This window comes from Pseudomonas sp. GW821-FHT09E04 (genome assembly GCF_059416185.1).
Genome location: NZ_JBWKOR010000003.1, coordinates 721,740 through 741,225 on the forward strand (window position 1 = coordinate 721,740; position 19,486 = coordinate 741,225).

At 61.3% G+C, this 19,486-nt stretch carries 12 protein-coding genes and 1 other RNA gene; 5 read left to right on the forward strand and 8 right to left on the reverse strand.

The genetic code is table 11. The features are described 5' to 3' along the window. Positions 1 to 45 precede the first annotated feature (45 nt). Positions 46 to 795: a substrate-binding periplasmic protein gene (locus AC07N4_RS14325; protein ID WP_493066295.1), complete on the forward strand. Its 750-nt coding sequence runs from the start codon at positions 46 to 48 to the stop codon at positions 793 to 795. Positions 796 to 877: 82 nt separating this feature from the next. Here AC07N4_RS14325 and AC07N4_RS14330 read toward each other — a convergent pair whose 3' ends face one another. The 8 genes from AC07N4_RS14330 to AC07N4_RS14365 form a co-directional block, all read right to left on the reverse strand. Continuing rightward, the gene (locus AC07N4_RS14330; RefSeq protein WP_493066296.1) at positions 878 to 1,384 is read right to left on the reverse strand and encodes a DUF4823 domain-containing protein; all 507 of its coding nucleotides are present in this window, start codon (positions 1,382 to 1,384) and stop codon (positions 878 to 880) included. Positions 1,385 to 1,508: 124 nt separating this feature from the next. Beyond that, a complete protein-coding gene (locus tag AC07N4_RS14335; protein ID WP_493066297.1) occupies positions 1,509 to 3,464 on the reverse strand; it encodes a hypothetical protein in 1,956 nt (651 codons plus the stop codon). A 232-nt stretch (positions 3,465 to 3,696) separates the two neighbouring features. Next, an RNA gene (gene ffs, locus AC07N4_RS14340) (signal recognition particle sRNA small type) lies at positions 3,697 to 3,793 on the reverse strand. Between the two features lie 111 nt (positions 3,794 to 3,904). After that, complete coding sequence (locus AC07N4_RS14345) at positions 3,905 to 5,071, reverse strand: zinc-binding metallopeptidase family protein (protein WP_493066298.1); 1,167 nt, start codon at positions 5,069 to 5,071, stop codon at positions 3,905 to 3,907. Positions 5,072 to 5,236: 165 nt separating this feature from the next. Beyond that, positions 5,237 to 7,594 carry an NAD-dependent DNA ligase LigA gene (gene ligA / locus AC07N4_RS14350; protein ID WP_493066299.1) on the reverse strand — a complete coding sequence of 786 codons (2,358 nt, stop codon included), beginning with the start codon at positions 7,592 to 7,594 and terminating at the stop codon, positions 5,237 to 5,239. Positions 7,595 to 7,680: 86 nt separating this feature from the next. Continuing rightward, positions 7,681 to 8,547 (reverse strand): cell division protein ZipA, encoded by an 867-nt coding sequence (zipA, locus tag AC07N4_RS14355; RefSeq protein ID WP_096822500.1) that lies wholly within the window; start codon positions 8,545 to 8,547, stop codon positions 7,681 to 7,683. Between the two features lie 259 nt (positions 8,548 to 8,806). Then, positions 8,807 to 12,295, reverse strand: a complete 3,489-nt coding sequence (gene smc, locus AC07N4_RS14360) for a chromosome segregation protein SMC (RefSeq protein ID WP_493066300.1) — start codon at positions 12,293 to 12,295, stop codon at positions 8,807 to 8,809. A gap of 2 nt (positions 12,296 to 12,297) precedes the next feature. Then, complete coding sequence (locus tag AC07N4_RS14365) at positions 12,298 to 12,957, reverse strand: GntR family transcriptional regulator (protein ID WP_096822502.1); 660 nt, start codon at positions 12,955 to 12,957, stop codon at positions 12,298 to 12,300. A gap of 266 nt (positions 12,958 to 13,223) precedes the next feature. Between AC07N4_RS14365 and xdhA the strand changes: the two genes are divergently transcribed. The 4 genes from xdhA (at position 13,224) to guaD (ending at position 19,367) form a co-directional block, all read left to right on the forward strand. Continuing rightward, positions 13,224 to 14,678 (forward strand): xanthine dehydrogenase small subunit, encoded by a 1,455-nt coding sequence (gene xdhA / locus AC07N4_RS14370; RefSeq protein WP_096822503.1) that lies wholly within the window; start codon positions 13,224 to 13,226, stop codon positions 14,676 to 14,678. Beyond that, positions 14,671 to 17,064, forward strand: a complete 2,394-nt coding sequence (xdhB, locus tag AC07N4_RS14375) for a xanthine dehydrogenase molybdopterin binding subunit (RefSeq protein WP_493066301.1) — start codon at positions 14,671 to 14,673, stop codon at positions 17,062 to 17,064. The genes xdhA and xdhB overlap by 8 nt, the downstream gene beginning before the upstream one ends. A gap of 127 nt (positions 17,065 to 17,191) precedes the next feature. Then, positions 17,192 to 18,049 carry a xanthine dehydrogenase accessory protein XdhC gene (xdhC, locus tag AC07N4_RS14380; RefSeq protein WP_493066302.1) on the forward strand — a complete coding sequence of 286 codons (858 nt, stop codon included), beginning with the start codon at positions 17,192 to 17,194 and terminating at the stop codon, positions 18,047 to 18,049. Between the two features lie 13 nt (positions 18,050 to 18,062). Further along, positions 18,063 to 19,367: a guanine deaminase gene (guaD, locus tag AC07N4_RS14385; protein WP_493066303.1), complete on the forward strand. Its 1,305-nt coding sequence runs from the start codon at positions 18,063 to 18,065 to the stop codon at positions 19,365 to 19,367. Positions 19,368 to 19,486: the final 119 nt, after the last annotated feature.

Here is a 19,486-nt window from a genome sequence, read left to right on the forward strand (position 1 = left end):
GCGGAGGCTTTTGTCGGCACGGGAACGGGAATTACCGGAGCATTTATGCGGTGGGCCGTGGGGGCAATACTGGGAATCAGCCTGAACGCGATGGCCGCGCAGCCGCCGCTGCGCTTCGCCATGGCCGACAGCTGGGCGATGCCGCTGGCGCAATACGAACGCGGCCGCCCGACCCAGGGCATCCTTTACGACATGATGCTCAGCCTGGCGACCCAGGTCGGCGTGCCGGCGGAGTTTCACGTCCTGCCCCGCACCCGCGTGCAAAACGCCATGGAACACGGCGAAGTCGACGTGCGCTGTTATGCCTCGCAATCGTGGCTGCCGAACCTGTCCGGGAATTACATCTGGAGCATCCCGCTATTCTTCCAGCGCGACCTGCTGATCGGCCGCCAGGATCAACCCTCCAGCGTCGATCCGGCCCACCTGCCCCGCCAATCGATCGGCACCGTGCTCGGCTACAGCTACCCCACGCTGCAACCGCTGTTCGACGCCGACCGGTTATGGCGCGAAGACGCACGCAACCAGGAACAGGTGCTGGACAAACTCCTGGCCGGCCGTTACCGCTACGCTGTGAGCAATCAATGGACGCTGGACTGGTTCAACCAGCGCCTGCTGCCGGGGCAGCAAATGCAAGGGGTGGCGGTGTTGCAGGAGCAGCAGGTCGGCTGCTACGTCCGCAACGATCCGAAAGTGCCGGTGCAGCGGATATTGAGGACGTTGCTGCAGATGAAAATGTCGGGGGAGATTGATGACATTATCCGGTTGTATACCGGGGGGTCGGGCAGCGAACCTTGACCCGTAAACACCCACAAAAAAAAGGAACCCGTCTGACGAGTTCCTTTTTTCATTGCCGATGTTTTTCAGCCAGCTACAAATCTCAATACTGAGCCTTCACATAACTTTCGATCGGTTTCTGCAGCAGATCCTGTGGATGATCGCCGCCGAACGTCAGCCACTTGCTCTTGCCTGACACCACGGTCGACGCCAGAGGTTCATCGCCCTTCGCGCCGTAAATCGCCAATTTCACTTCGATCCGGTCCGGAATACCCGACCACTCCGTAGCCCGGTCTTCCCAATGCAGGATTTCCGGCACAACGTAGTACCCGGCACTCCCCTGCTGCCTGATACAGGCAAGATCCGCACAGGATTCGGACACTTTCACCTGATTCGCATAGCGGGCAAATGCCGACCGGACCGCGCCCGCCGTCATGGCACCCGACGCTTTATAAACGGTGGTCTCGTAACGACCATCGACAGGCGTTGCGATAGAGACCGACTGACCTTGAATCAACTTTTCAGTGCTTGTCGTCAAATCCTGCTGAACGTACTTGGCGGAACAGCCTGACACCAGAACAGATAAAACGATGATTGAACGCTTGAACACAGTGTCTCCATGACTTTCGATACGAGAAGAGCTCAACCCGCTGAATAGAAGGCTGAAGCGCGCGAATGCTACTAATGCGCCACCACTCTGTCCATGACCGAAGGATCTCAACAGCCCGGCACCATCAATGGCCGGCCGTATCGCGGAATTTCTGGTATTCGTGATACTCGACCCACGCAACCACATCGTACGGCACGTAAAGCTTCAGCCTGGCGCGGGAAATGGCGATGTACACGGCACAGATCCGCTGATCGAACGCATAGGCATCCTTGAATTTCTCGTTGGTCAGCAGGCCGGGGGTCAGCAGCACCTTGTCGAACTCCATGCCCCCCGCCTCTTCCGCCAGCATCAACATGCAGCCGTTGCCTGTGTTGTCGATCATTCGGTTCAGGCGTGTCAGGTCGGCAATCATGAAGCCGTTTTCCAGCTTGGCCTTGACCCGCAGAAACGACTCGTCGAACTGATTGGCGTCGCACACGGCCTGCCAGTCGGGCAAGTCGCTGAAGTAAGGATGCACGCCGTTTTCGCTGTATTCGGAGCGATAGAAATCCGGTTTGAACAATTCGATGGCCGTAGCCATGAAATGCTTCAGATCATCCTGGGTTCGCTTGTCCGGGAATCTGAACTTGCAGTTGGAATCGTGCAGGTGGATGGCCCAGATCATGGTGTCCCACGGCGATGCCGTCAGCACTACGCAACCTTCGGACGGGACGAAACCTTCCGGGTACTCCTTGATGACGACGTCAGCATCACTGGCGCCTTCGAACGGAATCTTGCCCTTCTGCGAGTGCCGGGCGATCAGCGGGTTGACCAGCCTTTCAACGTTGCGGCCCGAGCGCACGGAATAGCTGATATCGCTCTGGCGGACCTCGCGGTGCCGCTTGACCGACACGCCGCTGGCCTGCTGGTACTCGTCGCCGAGGGTGATCAGCACCTGACGACCGCGTTCGATGATCTGCAACAGCGAGCCGGGAATGTCCTGACTCTCGTCGATCAGCACGTGGGTGTAGCGCGCCGGCACCACGCAGCCGGCAATACAGGCGCGCTTGATCATCAACAGAGCTTCGAAGCCGGTCTGACTGCCCCACGCCGGGTTGAGTTCGAGGTAGCCCCACACCCGGCTCGAATACTCCAGTAAAACCTGCGCGTCCACGCTGGAGAGCGGCTGGTTGAAGTGCGGCAGATGCTTCGCCGAAAAAGTGTGATCACGGAAACGGCAGTAGCGCTCGATCACTTTGAGGCAGAGCTCAAGGGTCGCCTGCCCGTCGTGGTGGCGGAAACCGAAGATGTTCAGTTCCTGCGCCAGCGCCTGCCGAGTCGGGATTCGAGCCCCCTCCGCCGCAGGCCTGCGACCGAGCATCAGCGACTGGGCAAACGCCAGGAAGGTCTTGCCGGCCTTCTTCTCGCTCGGCCCCACCATGCGCTGGCGAAGGACTTCGAGCTTGGCCGGGGTGCGCGCCAGCAACAGGGTTTTTTCCGGGCGTAGATGCTCCAGCAAGGCCACCAGCAGATGGCTCTTGCCGATCCCTGCGTAACCTTGAACGTGGAGATCTTCATCCAGGTTGGCGCGGAAGGTCCTGACCAGTTTGTCCTGCGCCGGGCTCAACCAGCGCTCGCGCTGCCGGGGCGTCACGATCTGTTGACTGAACGGGTCATGGCTACGGTGGCGCCGGACTTTGTATTCGAAATCCCACTGACCATCGGGCAACAAATAGTCGCGTGCGGACACTTCTTCGGCCAGCAGAAAACGCAGGTTCAGTGGTTTGAGAACTTTCAGGCCGAAATACAATTTGCGCGGGTCGAACAGCCGCTGCGCTTCCGACAGCAGGCCCGCCGTTGTTGACTGCCGCTTTTCGGCAGCCCAAGACAAGAGCTTGGCCAGAATCTTCTCTGCCGCCACGGCGCCGAGATCCTGCTCTGTCGTTTGCACCAGATTCTGGATGACCAGCACTGCCGCCAACTCCGGATCGGTCAGGGCTTCGAGGGCTTTGGCGCCACTCGCCTGCAGCAGGTTCGCGCAGGTTTCATCCGTGACGGGCAAAAACACGGGGCTGGATAAATCGGAATGTTCCGGGAGCATAAAACCTCGCGGCCAGGGTGCAGACCTTACAAGGTCGATCCCGGCCAGACTCTTCATTTATTTCGGTGGCTGCGAGTATGCGGGATTGAAGAGCAAATGATTACCCCGTGTCGGCACCCTCGCGAGCAGGGGGTTTGGGGACGAACCGCCAAATCGCAGGCATAAAAAAACCGCAGTGGGCGAAACCCATGCAGTTCGGTGTTGATTCGTTCGATGTTCGTTAAGGTGGTAACCCTACCAGCCACACCCCGGCACACAATGTTCCCGCTGTGGCTGCTGCCTTCCGGCTCTGACCAGGTTCACGGGTAATCGTTGCGGGGGGACCGATAGGGTCACCATAACGACGCTCACCTGTCGGCGAGCCGCGCCATTGTACCTATCTGAGACGAAGTTACAACCGCTGGTTGTAGATAAAAAATATGAAGGGCTTCAAGCACTTGCTATTGCGCCTGAAGCACCTCGTCGGCCCGCCCGCCCTCTTGCTGGATCACCAGATGAATGAAGTGCAGCTTGGCGATCGCCGCAGGCGGCAGCACAAAGGGATAGAAATCCGGCTGGCCCATGCTGCGCGACAGTTCGTTGAGCATGCCGGCCAGCTCGATCCACGCGTTGACGAATGACAGGAACGCCGCGCCGCCGGGATGCTCAGGGTCGTACAGCGTGCTCGATGGAAACGGCTGATAATCGAGGTCCATCTCCCGGGCGCTCATGCCGAAACCCAGCGCCGTGTCCACTGCGTCCATCATGTGCAGGTAATGCGCCCAGGTTTCCGCCCAGTCTTCCCACGGGTGCATGGTGGCGTAGGCACTGACGTAATGCTGCGACCAGTCCGCCGGCGCGCCCTGTTGATAATGCCGCTCCAGCGCCTCGGCATAACTGGCGCGTTCGTCGCCGAACAGGTTGCGGAACGAACCCAGCCAAGGGCCGTTGTCGATCAGCCGATCCCAGTAGTAATGCCCGACCTCATGGCGAAAATGCCCGAGCAATGTGCGATAGGGTTCGTGCATCTGCGCCCGAACCTGCTCGCGGTGGGCGTCGTCGGCCTCTGCGATATCGAGGGTGATCAGGCCGTTGGCGTGGCCGGTCATCGGTGAATTGCCTTCCAGATCGACACCGATGAAATCGAACGCCAGGCCGGTGTCTTCGTCGACGGCTTTCGGGACGACCGGCAGGCCGAGGCTGATCAGTTGTGCGACCAGTCGGCGCTTGGCGATTTCCACCTTGCGCCAGCGTTCGGGGTTTTCCGGGACGGACAGATCGGGGATGGTGCGATTCAGATCGCAAGCCGCGCACAGGGTGTCGTGATCGCTGGCGGGCAGCAGCCAGTTACAGGCCGCCGGGGTATCGAGGTTGGCGCAGCGCCGGAACAGGCCGGCCTCGGGATCGGCATCCAGCGTCCAGGTGCCCTCAAACGGCCCCGGTTGCAGCGACGTCAGCCGACTGTGTTCCGGTTGATAACCCAGCGCCGCGTTGCAGGCCAGGCACTGACTGTTGCGAAAGAACAACGACTGGCCGCAACGGCACGGCCAGACTTTGCTGTTGCGTGAAGATTCGCCCATGAACGGCGCGACGATGCGGGAACTGAGCTGCTCGAAAAAGCGGTACATGGCGATCTCTCCCTTGGGCTTGCCAAGACTAGATCATTCCCGCGAACAGATCGTTCCCACGCTCCGCGTGGTAACGCATACCGTGACGCTCTGCGTCACAGCGGACGCGGAGCGTCCGGGGCGGCATTCCCACGCGGAGCGTGGGAACGATCATCTGTCGATCAGTTAGGCGCTGATACCGTGTCCTTTCAGGAACGCGATAAACGCCTCTTCATCCATCACCTTCACGCCCAGTTCGTTGGCCTTGGTCAGTTTCGACCCGGCGCCCGGCCCGGCGACCACACAATGGGTCTTGGCCGACACCGAACCGGCGACCTTGGCACCGAGGCTTTCCAGGTGTTCCTTGGCGACGTCGCGGCTCATCAGCTCGACCTTGCCGGTCAGCACCCAGGTTTCTCCGGCCAACGGCAGGCCTTCGACGACTTTCTTTTCGCTCTGCCAGTGCATGCCGAAATCGCGCAGTTGCTTCTCGGCGCTTTCAGCCAATTGCCGATGCTCGGGCAACTCGAAAAACTCACGCACCGAGTTCGCCTGTTTCTCCGGCAGTGTCTGGCGCATGTCCAGCCAATCTGCCGCGATCACACCCTCCAGTGAACCGAACCGGTCCGCCAGCTTCTGCGCGCCGCCCGGCCCCACCGAAGGAATATGCAGTTTGTCGAGGAAGCCGCCCAGCGTAGTGCTCGCGGCAAACTCGGCACCCAGCTCGCCCTGATCCTGAATCTGCAAACCGTGGCCCAGCAGCTCGGTGATTACTTGCTGGTTGTGCGCATCTTCAAAGAAGCTGTGAATCTCGTGCGCCACTTCCAGGCCGATGTCCGGCAAGTACGTCAGCACTTGCGGCAAGGCTTGCTGGACGCGCTCCAGCGACCCCAGCGAGCGCGCCAGCACCTTGGCCGTCTCCTCGCCGACATCCGGGATACCCAGCGCATAAATGAACCGCGCCAGACCCGGCCTCTTGCTGTCTTCGATGGCGGCCAGCAACTTGTTGCTCGACACCTCGGCAAAGCCTTCCAGATCGACGATGTCGTCGAACTTCAGCGCGTAGAGATAGGCCGGCGAACTGACCAGACCTTCGTCCACCAACTGCTCGACGCTCTTGTCGCCGAGGCCTTCGATGTCCATCGCGCGGCGCGATACGAAGTGGATGATCGCCTGCTTGAGCTGCGCACCGCAGGCCAGTCGGCCGACGCAACGGTACACCGCACCTTCGCTGATGGTCTCCTTGCCTTTGCTGCGTTTGACCAGTTGCGTGCGCTCGACGTGGGAGCCGCAGACCGGGCAGCTCTCAGGGATTTGCACGGGGCGCGCATCTTCCGGGCGGCGCTCGATGACCACTTGCACCACTTGCGGAATCACATCACCGGCGCGGCGAATGATCACCGTATCGCCGATCATCAGGCCCAGCCGGGCGACTTCGTCCATGTTGTGCAACGTGGCGTTGGCCACGGTGACGCCGGCAACCTTGACCGGTTTCAACCGCGCCACAGGCGTGACCGCGCCAGTGCGGCCAACCTGGAATTCCACATCGAGCAGCTCGGTGAGTTCTTCCATCGCCGGGAATTTGTGGGCGATGGCCCAGCGCGGCTCGCGGGCGCGGAAGCCCAGTTCGCGCTGGTCGGCAATGCTGTTGACCTTGAACACCACGCCGTCGATTTCATAGGCCAGCGAGTTACGACGCTCACCGATATCGCGGTAGTAATCCAGGCATTCGCCGATGCCCTTGGCCAGTTTCAATTCGTGGCTGATCGGCATGCCCCAGGCTTGCAGTTGCTTGAGGTTGCCAATGTGAGTGTCGGCGATGTCGTTGGAGACTTGGCCGATGCCGTAGCAGCAGAATTCCAGCGGACGGTTGGCGGTGATCTTCGAATCCAACTGACGCAAGCTACCGGCGGCGGCGTTGCGCGGGTTGGCGAAGGTCTTGCCGCCGACTTCCAGTTGCGAGGCGTTCAGGCGTTCGAAACCGGCCTTGGACATGAACACTTCACCGCGCACTTCCAACGTCGCCGGCCAGCCTTCGCCGTGAAGCTTCAGCGGGATGTTGCGCACGGTGCGCACGTTGACGCTGATGTCTTCGCCGGTGGTGCCGTCGCCGCGCGTGGCGCCGCGCACCAGCACGCCGTCCTGATACAGCAGGCTGACTGCCAGGCCATCGAGTTTCGGCTCGCAGCTGTATTCCACCGCCGCACCACCACCGAACAGATCGCCGGCCGGCAGGTCCAGACCTTCGGTCACCCGGCGATCGAACTCGCGCATGTCGGTTTCTTCGAAGGCGTTGCCGAGGCTGAGCATCGGCACTTCGTGACGCACCTGGGTGAACGCGGTCAGCGCCACGCTGCCGACGCGCTGGGTCGGCGAGTCGCTGGTGATCAGTTCCGGGTTGGCCGCTTCCAGCGCCTTGAGCTCGTGGAACAACCGGTCGTACTCGGCATCCGGAATGCTCGGCTCATCGAGAACGTGGTAACGGTAGTTGTGCTGATCGAGCTCAGCACGCAGCTCTAGAATGCGGGTTTCGGCGGCAGTCATGGGTGTTCTCTCATAAAGCAAAAGAGCAGCCGAGGCTGCTCAATCTATTTGCCGATTGCCTCTTTATCGCGAGGCAACCTTTTCAATCAACGCTTCTGGGTCAGGGCGCGGCGTTCGAACTCGACGATGCGCTGACGGTAGTGCTCGATGGTCTGCGCGGTCAGGACGCTGCGCTGGTCATCTTTCAATTCGCCGTTCAGTTCCTGGGACAGCTTGCGTGCTGCCGCGACCATCACGTCGAAGGCCTGCTTCGGATGACGCGGGCCTGGCAGGCCGAGGAAGAAGCTCACCGCCGGGGTGCTGAAATGGTCGATGTCGTCCAGATCGAAGATGCCCGGCTTGACCGCGTTGGCCATGGAGAACAGCACTTCGCCGTTGCCGGCCATGCTTTCGTGACGGTGGAAGATATCCATCTCGCCGAAACGCAGACCGCTTTCCAGAATGTTCTGCAGCAGTGCCGGGCCTTTGAAGCCGGCCGGGTCGCGGCAGATCACGCTGATGACCAATACTTCTTCGGCTTGCGGCTGATCTTTATCGGCAACTGCCGGCGACGCCTTGGCGACCGGCTCGATGAAATCATCGTCACGGCTGCTGAAGCTCGGGCCGCCGTCCAGGTCCAGATCGAGGTTCAGGTCGCCCTGGGCCGGACCGTTGCTGCCGCGCTTGCCGCGCTTGGAAGCGGATTCGCGAGGCTCGCGTGCTTCGCGGGCCGGCATGCTCACCGATGGCAGGTCGTGTTCGTCCAGTTGCGGCTCTTTATGGTTGTCCAGTACGCGGGCCGGGCCCAACAGCTCAGCGCTGGTGTCCTCGTCCGGCAGGTTGGACAGACTTCGGTCAAGACGGAATTTCAGTTTTCCCTTGCCGCCGCGCATACGGCGCCAGCCATCGAAAAGAATACCGGCTATCACAATGATGCCGATGACGATCAGCCACTCGCGCAGACCGATTTCCATGTAATCCCGTGCCTCTATAAAAAATGCTGAAAAATAAGGGGTTTACACTGTGCAAACCGCTTTAAAACGTGGCGCCAACTCTATGTTCTGACAGGCGTTTTGCCCACGTATACGAAAAATTGACATTAAACTAGCACGACCAAAGACAACTTTACACCGTCTGTCTCATTGGCTTGCGCGAATATGTCGATTGGCCAGCAAGTCGGAGCTGGTAAAAAAGTCCTACAACCTTCAAATACCTTTCCGACACTGCGCCGGCTCAGGCATCCACCATCGCCATCGCCTCCTCGACATCCACGGCTACCAGTCGCGAACAACCCGGCTCGTGCATCGTTACACCCATCAACTGCTCGGCCATTTCCATGGCGATCTTGTTGTGGGTGATATAGATGAACTGCACGGTCTGCGACATCTCTTTGACCAATCGTGCGTAGCGTCCAACGTTAGCGTCATCCAGTGGCGCGTCAACCTCATCGAGCATGCAGAACGGCGCCGGGTTCAACTTGAAGATCGCAAAAACCAGTGCCAGTGCGGTCAGGGCTTTTTCGCCGCCGGACAGCAAATGGATGGTGCTGTTCTTCTTCCCGGGCGGCTGCGCCATGATCGTCACCCCTGTATCGAGTAGATCTTCGCCCGTCAGTTCCAAATACGCGCGCCCGCCACCGAAAACTTTCGGGAAAAGCGCCTGTAAACCGCCATTGATCTGATCAAAGGTATCTTTGAAACGGTTACGGGTTTCCTTGTCGATCTTGCGGATGACGTTTTCCAGGGTCTCCAGGGCTTCGACCAGATCGGCGTCCTGTGCATCCAGATAACGTTTACGCTCGGATTGTTGCGTGTATTCGTCGATCGCCGCGAGGTTGATCGCACCCAGACGCTGAATGCGCGCGGCGATGCGTTCAAGTTCTTCTTCGGCCTCCTTCTCGCTGGCCTCGGCGGTCAGGGTATTGAGCACGCCGTGCAAATCGTAGCCGTCTTCCAGCAGTTGATCCTGCAGGGCCTTGCGGCGCACGGTCAGGGCCTGCCATTCCATGCGTTGCTGTTCGAGCTGGCCACGGATCAATTGCGATTGCTGCTCGGCCTGGGTCCGGCGTTTTTCCGCGTCACGCAGTTCGCGGTCGGCGTCTTCCAGGGCGATCTGCGCGGTCTTGAGTTCATCGTCGACGCTCATGCGCTTGTCGAGCAATTCTTCAAGCTTGAGGCGCAGCTCTTCCAGCGGCGCCTCGCCCTCCTCCAGATTCAGACTGAGCTGTTCACGTTTTTCAGTGAGGCGCTCGGCCTGCATTTCCAGACGCTCGAGGGCCTGGCGGGTCGAATCGTGTTGTGCGCGCAGCGAGCCAAGGCGCACGGCCAATTGATGCGCGTGATCCTTGTGCTGACGCGCTTCCTGACGCACCCGGTCGAGACGCTCGCGCAGGCTGTCACGCTGGGCCAGCAGCAGTTCGCGCTGCTCGGTGTCGAGGGCCATGGCGTCGAGGGCGTCCTGCAACTGGATCCGCGCTTCGCCGATATTTTCGTGCTCCAGCTCGCGCTGCTCGGCGAGCTCGACCAACTCGTCATCGAGACGGGTACGGCGCAGGGTCAACTGCTCGGCCTTGGCTTTGCCGGCGGACAGTTGAGCTTTCAATTCACCTTGCTGACGGGCTTCGTCCTGCAGCAAACGACGCAGATGTTCGCGACCGTTTTCCTGCTGACGCTGTTGCGCGCGCAGGGTCTGTAAACGGGTTTCCATGGCCTCGACCGTGGCTTCGCGCTCTTCGCGTTCCGCATGCAACGATTCGATTTCCTGTCCGCGTGCGAGCATGCCGCTTTCGGCTTCGCTGGCGCGGCGTACTCGCAGGAAATGCCGGCCGACCCAATAACCGTCGCGACTGATCAGGCTCTGCCCGGCAGCCAGTTGGCCGCGCAGGGCCAGCGCCTGTTCAAGGCTGTCGACTGGTTTGACTTGAGCGAGCCATGGCGACAAATCAACCTGCGCCTCGACCTTGTCCAGCAGGCTGCCGGCCACGCGCACGCCATCACTGCCGGGGCTGAGCAAACGTAGATCGCCCTGGTCGAAACCGGACAGATCGAAACCGTCGAAATCATCCACCAGCACCGCTTGCAGGTCGGCGCCGAGCACGGTTTCCACCGCCAGTTCCCAACCGGCCTCGACCTTCAGGCCTTCGGCCAGACGCGGACGTTCGGCGAGGTTGTGTTCTTTCAGCCATTCGGCGGTGCCGGTGCCCGGATCGAGCGCGGCCTGCTGCAAGGCTTCGAGGGAGGCGAGGCGACCGTTGAGGCGCTGCAAATCGCCCTGCGCCTGTTGCTGTGCGGTCAGCGCTTGCTGCAATTCCTGGCGCAGTTGCTCGAGTTTTTCGACCTGGGCTTCTTCGCTGGTCTGCAAATCTTCAAGGGTGGCTTCGGACTCGGCGAGCTGTTCGCTGAGTTCCATGATCGCCGCGTCCTCAGGATCTGCCGAGAGCAACGCCCGCTCTTCGCCCAGACGCTTTTGCCGATCGGCCAGACGCTCCATGCTGGTTTCCAGCTGCTGGATCCGCGACTGCTGCACTTCGGCCTGACGGCGCGGTTCGGCGGCGGTCAGGTTGAAGGTGTCCCACTGCTCCTGCCAGCCGTGCATCACGGTTTCGGAATCTTCCAGCGCAGCGGCGGCTTCTTCAGCGGCGGCGTTGGTGATTTCCTGTTCAGGGGTCAGTTGATCGAGCTCTTCGCCGAGGGTCAGCAGCAAGGTACGGTCGTGACCCAGGTGCGATTCGGTTTCGAGGCGCGCGCGCTCGGCTTCTTTCAGGTCGTCCTGCAATTGGCGCAAGCGCTGTTGGCCGTGCTGGATGCTCTGTTCGACCCGGGCGATGTCGCCGCCAACCGAATAGAAGCGCCCCTGCACCAGATTGAAGCGCTCGGACAAATCATGGTGACCGTCGCGCAGGCGTTCAATGGCGGCGTCGGCGTTGCGTTGTTCGGCGACCAGCGCTTCAAAGCTGATTTCCTGGTTGCCGATGATCGACTCGCGCTGGCCGACCTGATCGTTCAGATCCTGCCAGCGCAGGGCCGACAGTTGCGCCTTGAGCTGGCGCTCTTCAGCCTTGAATTCCTGATACTTCTTGGCGGCCTCGGCCTGGCGGTGCAAGCGTTCGAGCTGGCGCTCGAGTTCTTCGCGCAGGTCGGTCAGACGGGCAAGGTTTTCGTGGGTGCGGCGGATGCGGTTTTCGGTCTCGCGCCGGCGCTCTTTGTACTTGGAGATGCCGGCGGCTTCTTCGATGAAGTTGCGCAGGTCTTCGGGCTTGGACTCGATCAGCTTGGAGATCATCCCCTGCTCGATGATCGAGTAGCTGCGCGGGCCGAGGCCGGTGCCGAGGAAGATGTCGGTGATGTCGCGACGACGGCATTTGGCGCCGTTGAGGTAATAAGTCGTCTGGCTGTCGCGGGTCACTTTGCGGCGGATCGAAATTTCCGCATAAGCAGCCCACTCGCCCAGCAGGGTGCCGTCGGAGTTGTCGAACACCAGCTCGATGCTCGCCTGGCTCACCGGTTTGCGGCTGGTCGAGCCGTTGAAGATGACGTCGGTCATCGACTCGCCGCGCAGGTTCTTGGCCGAGCTTTCGCCCATCACCCAGCGCACGGCGTCGATGATGTTCGACTTGCCGCAACCGTTCGGCCCGACGACCGCCGCCATATTGCTGGGGAAGTTCACCGTGGTCGGGTCGACGAAGGATTTGAACCCCGCCAGTTTGATGCACTTGAGCCGCAAGGTCAGGCAACCGTCAGGGCGGACACCACCAGATCGCAGCTGCGCTGGGCGTAAGCCGTCAGCACGATGCGGATCTGCGGCAGGTCACGGGCGAGGACGGCGGCCAGCAAGCGCTCGAACAGTTCGAGGAACTCGCTCATCTCGGCCTTGCGCTGTTCCAGCGCGAGGAAGTACGCACGGCTCATGGCCGGTTGCAGGTTCTCGACGGTTTCCTGCAGGTACGGGTTGTTGGCAAACGGATACGCGGCACGCATCACGTTGAAGCTGTCGTCGACGAAGGTACGGATGTCCTGACGCTCGTAGCTGGCGCTCAGGCGCTGCTGGATCTGCACGAACGGCGCCATGTCGGCCTGGACTTGCCAGCCGTTGGCCACTGCGTTGCCGAGCAGGATGTACAGCTCGCTCATCAACGTGCACAGGCTCTGCACCTTGTGCGCCGTAAGCTCGGTGACGTGGGCGCCGCGACGCGGCAGGATCGCGATCAGGTGACGGCGCTCGAGGATCAGCAAGGCTTCGCGGACCGAGCCGCGGCTGACGTTCAGCGCCAGCGTGACCTTCTGTTCCTGGATACGCTCTCCCGGCTTCATTTCGCCGCGAATGATCCGTTCGGCGAGGTGGTGAGCGATTTGCTCGGCGAGGCTGTCCGGCGCCTTGAACGTCATGGTTGTCCTTCAAACTCTTCGATCTGCACAAGCGGCGCAGTGTAGCGCAATGCGCGTTCATGGCGGAGTGCCCGCACAGCGGTTTTTGGCACGAATCCCGCAAAAAAGCGCTTGATCCAATGAGGGTCAATACTGAATAGACACGTTGTCGAGCGACAAAATGGCTTTTCCTGACCTTTAAGTCAGAAAACCATTGACCGAAAAGTCAGACCTGCTAAATTCGGCTCAAGTCGCTTAACAACAATAATGAGTCTGCGAGGCCTTCCGTGATCCAGTTTTTACTCAACCAGGAACTCCGTAGCGAGCACGCCCTGGACCCGAACCTGACTGTGCTCAACTACCTGCGTGAACACGTGGGCAAATCCGGCACCAAAGAAGGCTGCGCCAGCGGTGACTGCGGCGCCTGTACGGTGGTGGTCGGCGAGTTGCAGACGGATGACGATGGCCGCGAACACATTCGCTATCGCAGCCTCAACTCGTGCCTGACGTTCGTTTCGTCGCTGCACGGCAAACAATTGATCAGCGTCGAAGACCTCAAGCACAAGGGCGAACTGCACAGCGTGCAGAAAGCCATGGTCGAGTGCCACGGTTCGCAGTGCGGTTTCTGTACCCCCGGTTTCGTGATGTCGCTGTTCGCCCTGCAAAAGAACAGCGATGCACCGGACCATGCCAAAGCCCACGAAGCGCTGGCCGGCAACCTTTGCCGCTGCACCGGCTACCGGCCGATTCTCGCCGCTGCCGAACAATCCTGCTGCGGCAAGCAACCGGACCAGTTCGACGCCCGGGAAGCGGAAACCATCACTCGCCTCAAAGCCATTGCCCCGACATCGATCGGCGAACTCAACAGCGGCGACAAACGCTGCCTGGTGCCGCTGACCGTGGCCGATCTGGCCGATCTCTACGACGCGTATCCACAAGCCCGGCTGCTGGCCGGCGGCACCGATCTGGCGCTGGAAGTCACGCAGTTCCATCGCACCCTGCCGGTGATGATCTACGTCGGCAACGTCGCTGAAATGAAGCGCATCGAAACCTTCGAAGACCGCATCGAAATCGGCGCCGCCACTGCCCTCTCCGATTGCTACGAAGCGTTGAACGCCGAGTACCCGGACTTCGGCGAACTGCTGCACCGTTTCGCCTCTTTGCAGATCCGCAACCAGGGCACCCTCGGCGGCAACATCGGCAACGCCTCGCCGATTGGTGACTCGCCACCGCTGCTGATCGCCCTCGGCGCGCAGATCGTGCTGTGCAAGGGCGAGACCCGGCGCACGCTGAACCTGGAAGATTACTTCATCGATTACCGGGTCACCGCGCGTCAGGAAAGCGAGTTCATCGAAAAAATCATCGTCCCTCGCGCCACGGCCGAGCAGCGCTTTCGCGCCTACAAAGTCTCCAAGCGCCTGGACGACGACATCTCTGCCGTCTGCGCCGCGTTCAACCTGCGCGTCGAAAACGGTGTGATCACCGACGCCCGTGTCGCCTTCGGCGGCATGGCCGCGATCCCGAAACGCGCCGCTCACTGCGAAGCCGTGCTGCTCGGCCAGCCGTTCAACAACGCTGTGGTCGAACGTGCCTGCACCGCGCTGGGCGAGGATTTCACCCCGCTCTCGGACTTCCGCGCCAGCAAGGAATACCGCCTGCTCAGCGCGCAGAACCTGCTGCGCAAATACTTCATCGAACTGCAAACACCGCACATCGAGACTCGGGTGACCGCTTATGTCTAACCATCACGGCGTAGAGAAAACTCAAGCTGAACTGGCTGAACTGTTCGCCAAAGACCTGACTACCGGTGTTGGCCGCAGCGTCAAGCACGACAGCGCCGCCAAGCATGTTTCCGGTGAAGCGCAGTACATCGATGACCGGCTCGAATTCCCGAACCAGTTGCACGTTTACGCGCGGCTGTCGGATCGCGCCCACGCGAAAATCATCAGCATCGACACCAAACCCTGCTACGCCTTCGAAGGCGTGCGCATCGCCATCACCCACGAAGACGTGCCGGGCCTGAAAGACATCGGCCCGCTGCTGCCGGGCGATCCGCTGCTGGCCATCGATGACGTGCAGTTCGTCGGTCAACCGGTGCTGGCCGTGGCCGCCAAGGATCTGGAAACCGCACGCAAGGCCGCGATGGCCGCGATCATCGAATACGAAGATCTGGAGCCGGTGCTGGACGTGGTCGAAGCCCTGCGCAAACGCCACTTCGTGCTCGACAGCCACACCCATCAACGTGGCGATTCGGCCAGCGCTTTGGCTACCGCTGAACATCGCATCCAAGGCACGCTGCACATTGGTGGCCAGGAACACTTCTATCTGGAGACCCAGATCTCCTCGGTAATGCCGACCGAAGACGGCGGCATGATCGTCTACTGCTCGACGCAGAACCCCACCGAAGTGCAGAAACTGGTGGCCGAAGTCCTCGACGTATCGATGAACAAAATCGTCGTCGACATGCGCCGCATGGGCGGTGGTTTCGGCGGTAAGGAAACCCAGGCCGCGAGCCCGGCCTGCCTGTGCGCGGTGATCGCGCACCTCACCGGCCAGCCGACCAAGATGCGCCTGCCACGGGTCGAAGACATGCTGATGACCGGCAAGCGTCACCCGTTCTACGTCGAGTACGACGTCGGCTTCGACAGCACCGGGCGCCTGCACGGGATTGCGATGGACCTGGCCGGTAACTGCGGCTGTTCCCCTGACCTGTCGGCCTCGATTGTCGACCGGGCGATGTTCCACTCGGACAACTCGTACTACCTCGGTGATGCGACCATCAACGGTCACCGCTGCAAGACCAACACCGCGTCGAACACCGCGTACCGTGGTTTCGGCGGCCCGCAAGGGATGGTCGCGATCGAAGAAGTGATGGACGCCATCGCCCGTCACCTGAACCTCGATCCGCTGGCCGTGCGCAAGGCCAACTACTACGGCAAGACCGAACGCAACGTCACCCATTACTACCAGACCGTCGAGCACAACATGCTCGAGGAAATGACCGCCGAGCTGGAAGAAAGCAGCCAGTACGCCGAGCGCCGCGAAGCGATCCGTCGCTACAACGCCAACAGCCCGATCCTGAAGAAAGGCCTGGCGCTGACCCCGGTGAAATTCGGCATTTCCTTCACCGCCAGTTTCCTCAACCAGGCAGGTGCCCTGGTGCACGTCTACACCGACGGCAGCATCCACCTGAACCACGGCGGCACGGAAATGGGCCAGGGCCTGAACACCAAAGTCGCACAAGTCGTGGCCGAAGTGTTCCAGGTGGAAATGGACCGCGTGCAGATCACCGCGACCAACACCGACAAGGTGCCGAACACCTCGCCGACGGCGGCGTCCAGCGGCGCCGACCTCAACGGCAAAGCCGCGCAGAATGCGGCAGAAATCATCAAGCAGCGCCTGGTCGAATTCGCCGCGCGGCACTACAAGGTCAGCGAAGAAGACGTGGAATTCCACAACGGCCATGTCCGTGTGCGCGACCACATCCTGACCTTCGAAGCGCTGATCCAGCTGGCGTATTTCAATCAGGTGTCGCTGTCGAGCACCGGGTTCTACAAGACCCCGAAAATCTACTACGACCGCAGCCAGGCCCGTGGCCGGCCGTTCTACTACTTCGCCTTCGGTGCGGCGTGCTGCGAGGTGATCGTCGACACCCTGACCGGCGAGTACAAGATGCTGCGTACCGACATCCTCCACGACGTCGGCGCCTCGCTGAATCCGGCGATCGACATCGGCCAGGTCGAGGGCGGCTTCGTCCAGGGCATGGGCTGGCTGACCATGGAAGAACTGGTGTGGAACAACAAGGGCAAGCTGATGACCAACGGCCCGGCCAGCTACAAGATCCCGGCCGTGGCGGACATGCCGCTGGACCTGCGGGTGAAGCTGGTGGAAAACCGCAAGAACCCGGAAGACACGGTGTTCCATTCCAAGGCTGTGGGTGAGCCGCCGTTCATGCTCGGCATCGCCGCGTGGTGTGCGATCAAGGATGCAGTGGCCAGCCTCGGCGACTACAAGCATCAGCCGAAGATCGACGCGCCGGCGACCCCGGAGCGGGTGTTGTGGGGTTGCGAGCAGATGCGTCAGCTCAAAGCGGTGAAAGCCGTAGAAGCTGAAACAGAGGTTGTTTGATGATCGTTCCCACGCTCTGCGTGGGAATGCAGCCCGCGACGCTCTGCGTCGCATCCTGAACAGCGGACGCGGAGCGTCCAGTGATGCATTCCCACGCAGAGCGTGGGAACGATCTGAGAGGTGAGATATGTACAACTGGATCGACGCCCTCGCCGACCTGCAGAACCAGGGCGAACCCTGCGTTCTGGTGACGATCATCGAAGAGCTCGGCTCGACGCCGCGCAATGCCGGCTCGAAGATGGTCGTCAGCGCCCGCCAGACGTTCGACACCATCGGTGGCGGGCACCTGGAATACAAAGCCATGCAGATCGCCCGCGAGATGCTCGCCAGCGGCAAGCAGGACACCCATCTGGAGCGCTTCAGCCTCGGCGCCAGTCTCGGCCAGTGCTGCGGCGGCGCCACGGTGCTGTTGTTCGAACCGATGGGCCAGGTGCAGGCGCAGATTGCCGTGTTCGGCGCCGGTCATGTGGGCCGCGCACTGGTACCCTTGCTCGCCAGCCTGCCCTGCCGGGTGCGCTGGATCGATTCCCGGGAAGAAGAATTTCCCGAGCAGATTCCTCACGGCGTGCGCAAAATCGTCGCCGAGGAGCCTGTGGATGAAATCGACGACCTGCCCGCCGGCAGCTACTGCATCGTCATGACCCACAATCATCAGCTGGACCTGGAACTCACTGCCGCGATCCTCAAGCGCAACGACTTCGCCTACTTCGGCCTGATCGGCTCGAAAACCAAACGGGCCAAGTTCGAACACCGCTTGCGTGACCGTGGCTTCGACAGCGGCGTCGTGCAACGCATGCGCTGCCCGATGGGCATCGGCGAAGTCAAAGGCAAGCTGCCTGTGGAAATCGCCATCTCCATCGCCGGCGAAATCATCGCCACCTATAACGCCAATTTCGGCCAGCACACCGCCAGCGCCGAACCGATTGCCAAACTGCTGCCGGTTTCCCGCCGCAGTCAGGCCGCCACACTCAAAGCCTCAAACTGATTAGAGAACCCTCATGCCTCTGACTCGCAAAGCCTACCGCGCCGCCATCCTGCACAGCATCGCCGACCCTGCCGAGGTCGGCATCGAAGCCTCCTACGAGTATTTCGAGGACGGCCTGCTGGTGGTCGATGACGGCAAGATCAGCGCCCTCGGCCACGCCAGCGAACTGCTGCCGACGCTGCCGGCGGACATCGAGATCACGCATCACAAGGATGCGCTGATCACCCCGGGCTTCATCGACACCCACATCCACCTGCCGCAGACCGGCATGGTCGGTGCCTACGGCGAGCAACTGCTGGACTGGCTGAACACCTACACCTTCCCGTGCGAAAGCCAGTTCGCCGACAAGGCCCACGCCGATGAAGTAGCGGACATCTTCATCAAGGAACTGCTGCGCAATGGCACCACCACCGCGCTGGTGTTCGGCAGCGTGCACCCGCAATCGGTGAACTCGTTCTTCGAAGCGGCCGAGAAGCTGGACCTGCGGATGATCGCCGGCAAGGTGATGATGGACCGCAACGCGCCGGACTACCTGACCGACACCCCGGAATCGAGCTACGTCGACAGCAAGGCGCTGATCGAGCGCTGGCACGGCAAGGGCCGCCTACACTACGCCGTGACTCCGCGCTTCGCCCCGACCAGCACCCCGGAACAACTGACCCTCGCCGGCCAGTTGCTCGGTGAATACCCGGATCTGTACATGCAGACCCACATCAGCGAAAACCTCAAGGAAGTCGAGTGGGTCAAGGAATTGTTCCCGGAGCGCAAGGGCTACCTGGACGTTTACGACCATTACCAATTGCTCGGCGAGCGCTCGGTGTTCGCCCACGGCGTGCACCTGTGCGACGACGAGTGCGCGCGCCTGGCGGAGACCGGTTCGGCGGTCGCGTTCTGCCCGACCTCGAACTTCTTCCTCGGCAGCGGCCTGTTCAACCTGCCGATGGCCGAGAAGCACAAACTGAACGTCGGCCTTGGCACTGACGTCGGTGGCGGTACCAGTTTCTCGCTGCTGCAAACCCTGAACGAAGCCTACAAGGTGATGCAGCTGCAAGGTGCGCGCCTGAGCCCGTTCAAGTCGCTATACCTCGCCACCCTCGGCGGTGCGCGGGCGCTGCGTCTGGAAGACAAGATCGGCAACCTGCAACCGGGCTCCGACGCCGACTTCCTGGTGCTGGACTACAACGCCACGCCGCTGCTGAGCTACCGCCTGAAGCAGGCCAACAACATTGCCGAGACGTTGTTTGTACTGATGACCCTGGGCGATGACCGTACCGTGGCTCAGACCTATGCGGCGGGTGCGCTGGTGCATCAGCGCTAACTCTCCGACACTGCTCGCCCCCGCGCTGATCGTTCCCACGCTCTGCGTGGGAATGCAGCCCGTGACGCTCCGCGTCACTGGACGCGGAGCGTCCCCAGAGGCGTTACCACGCAGAGCGT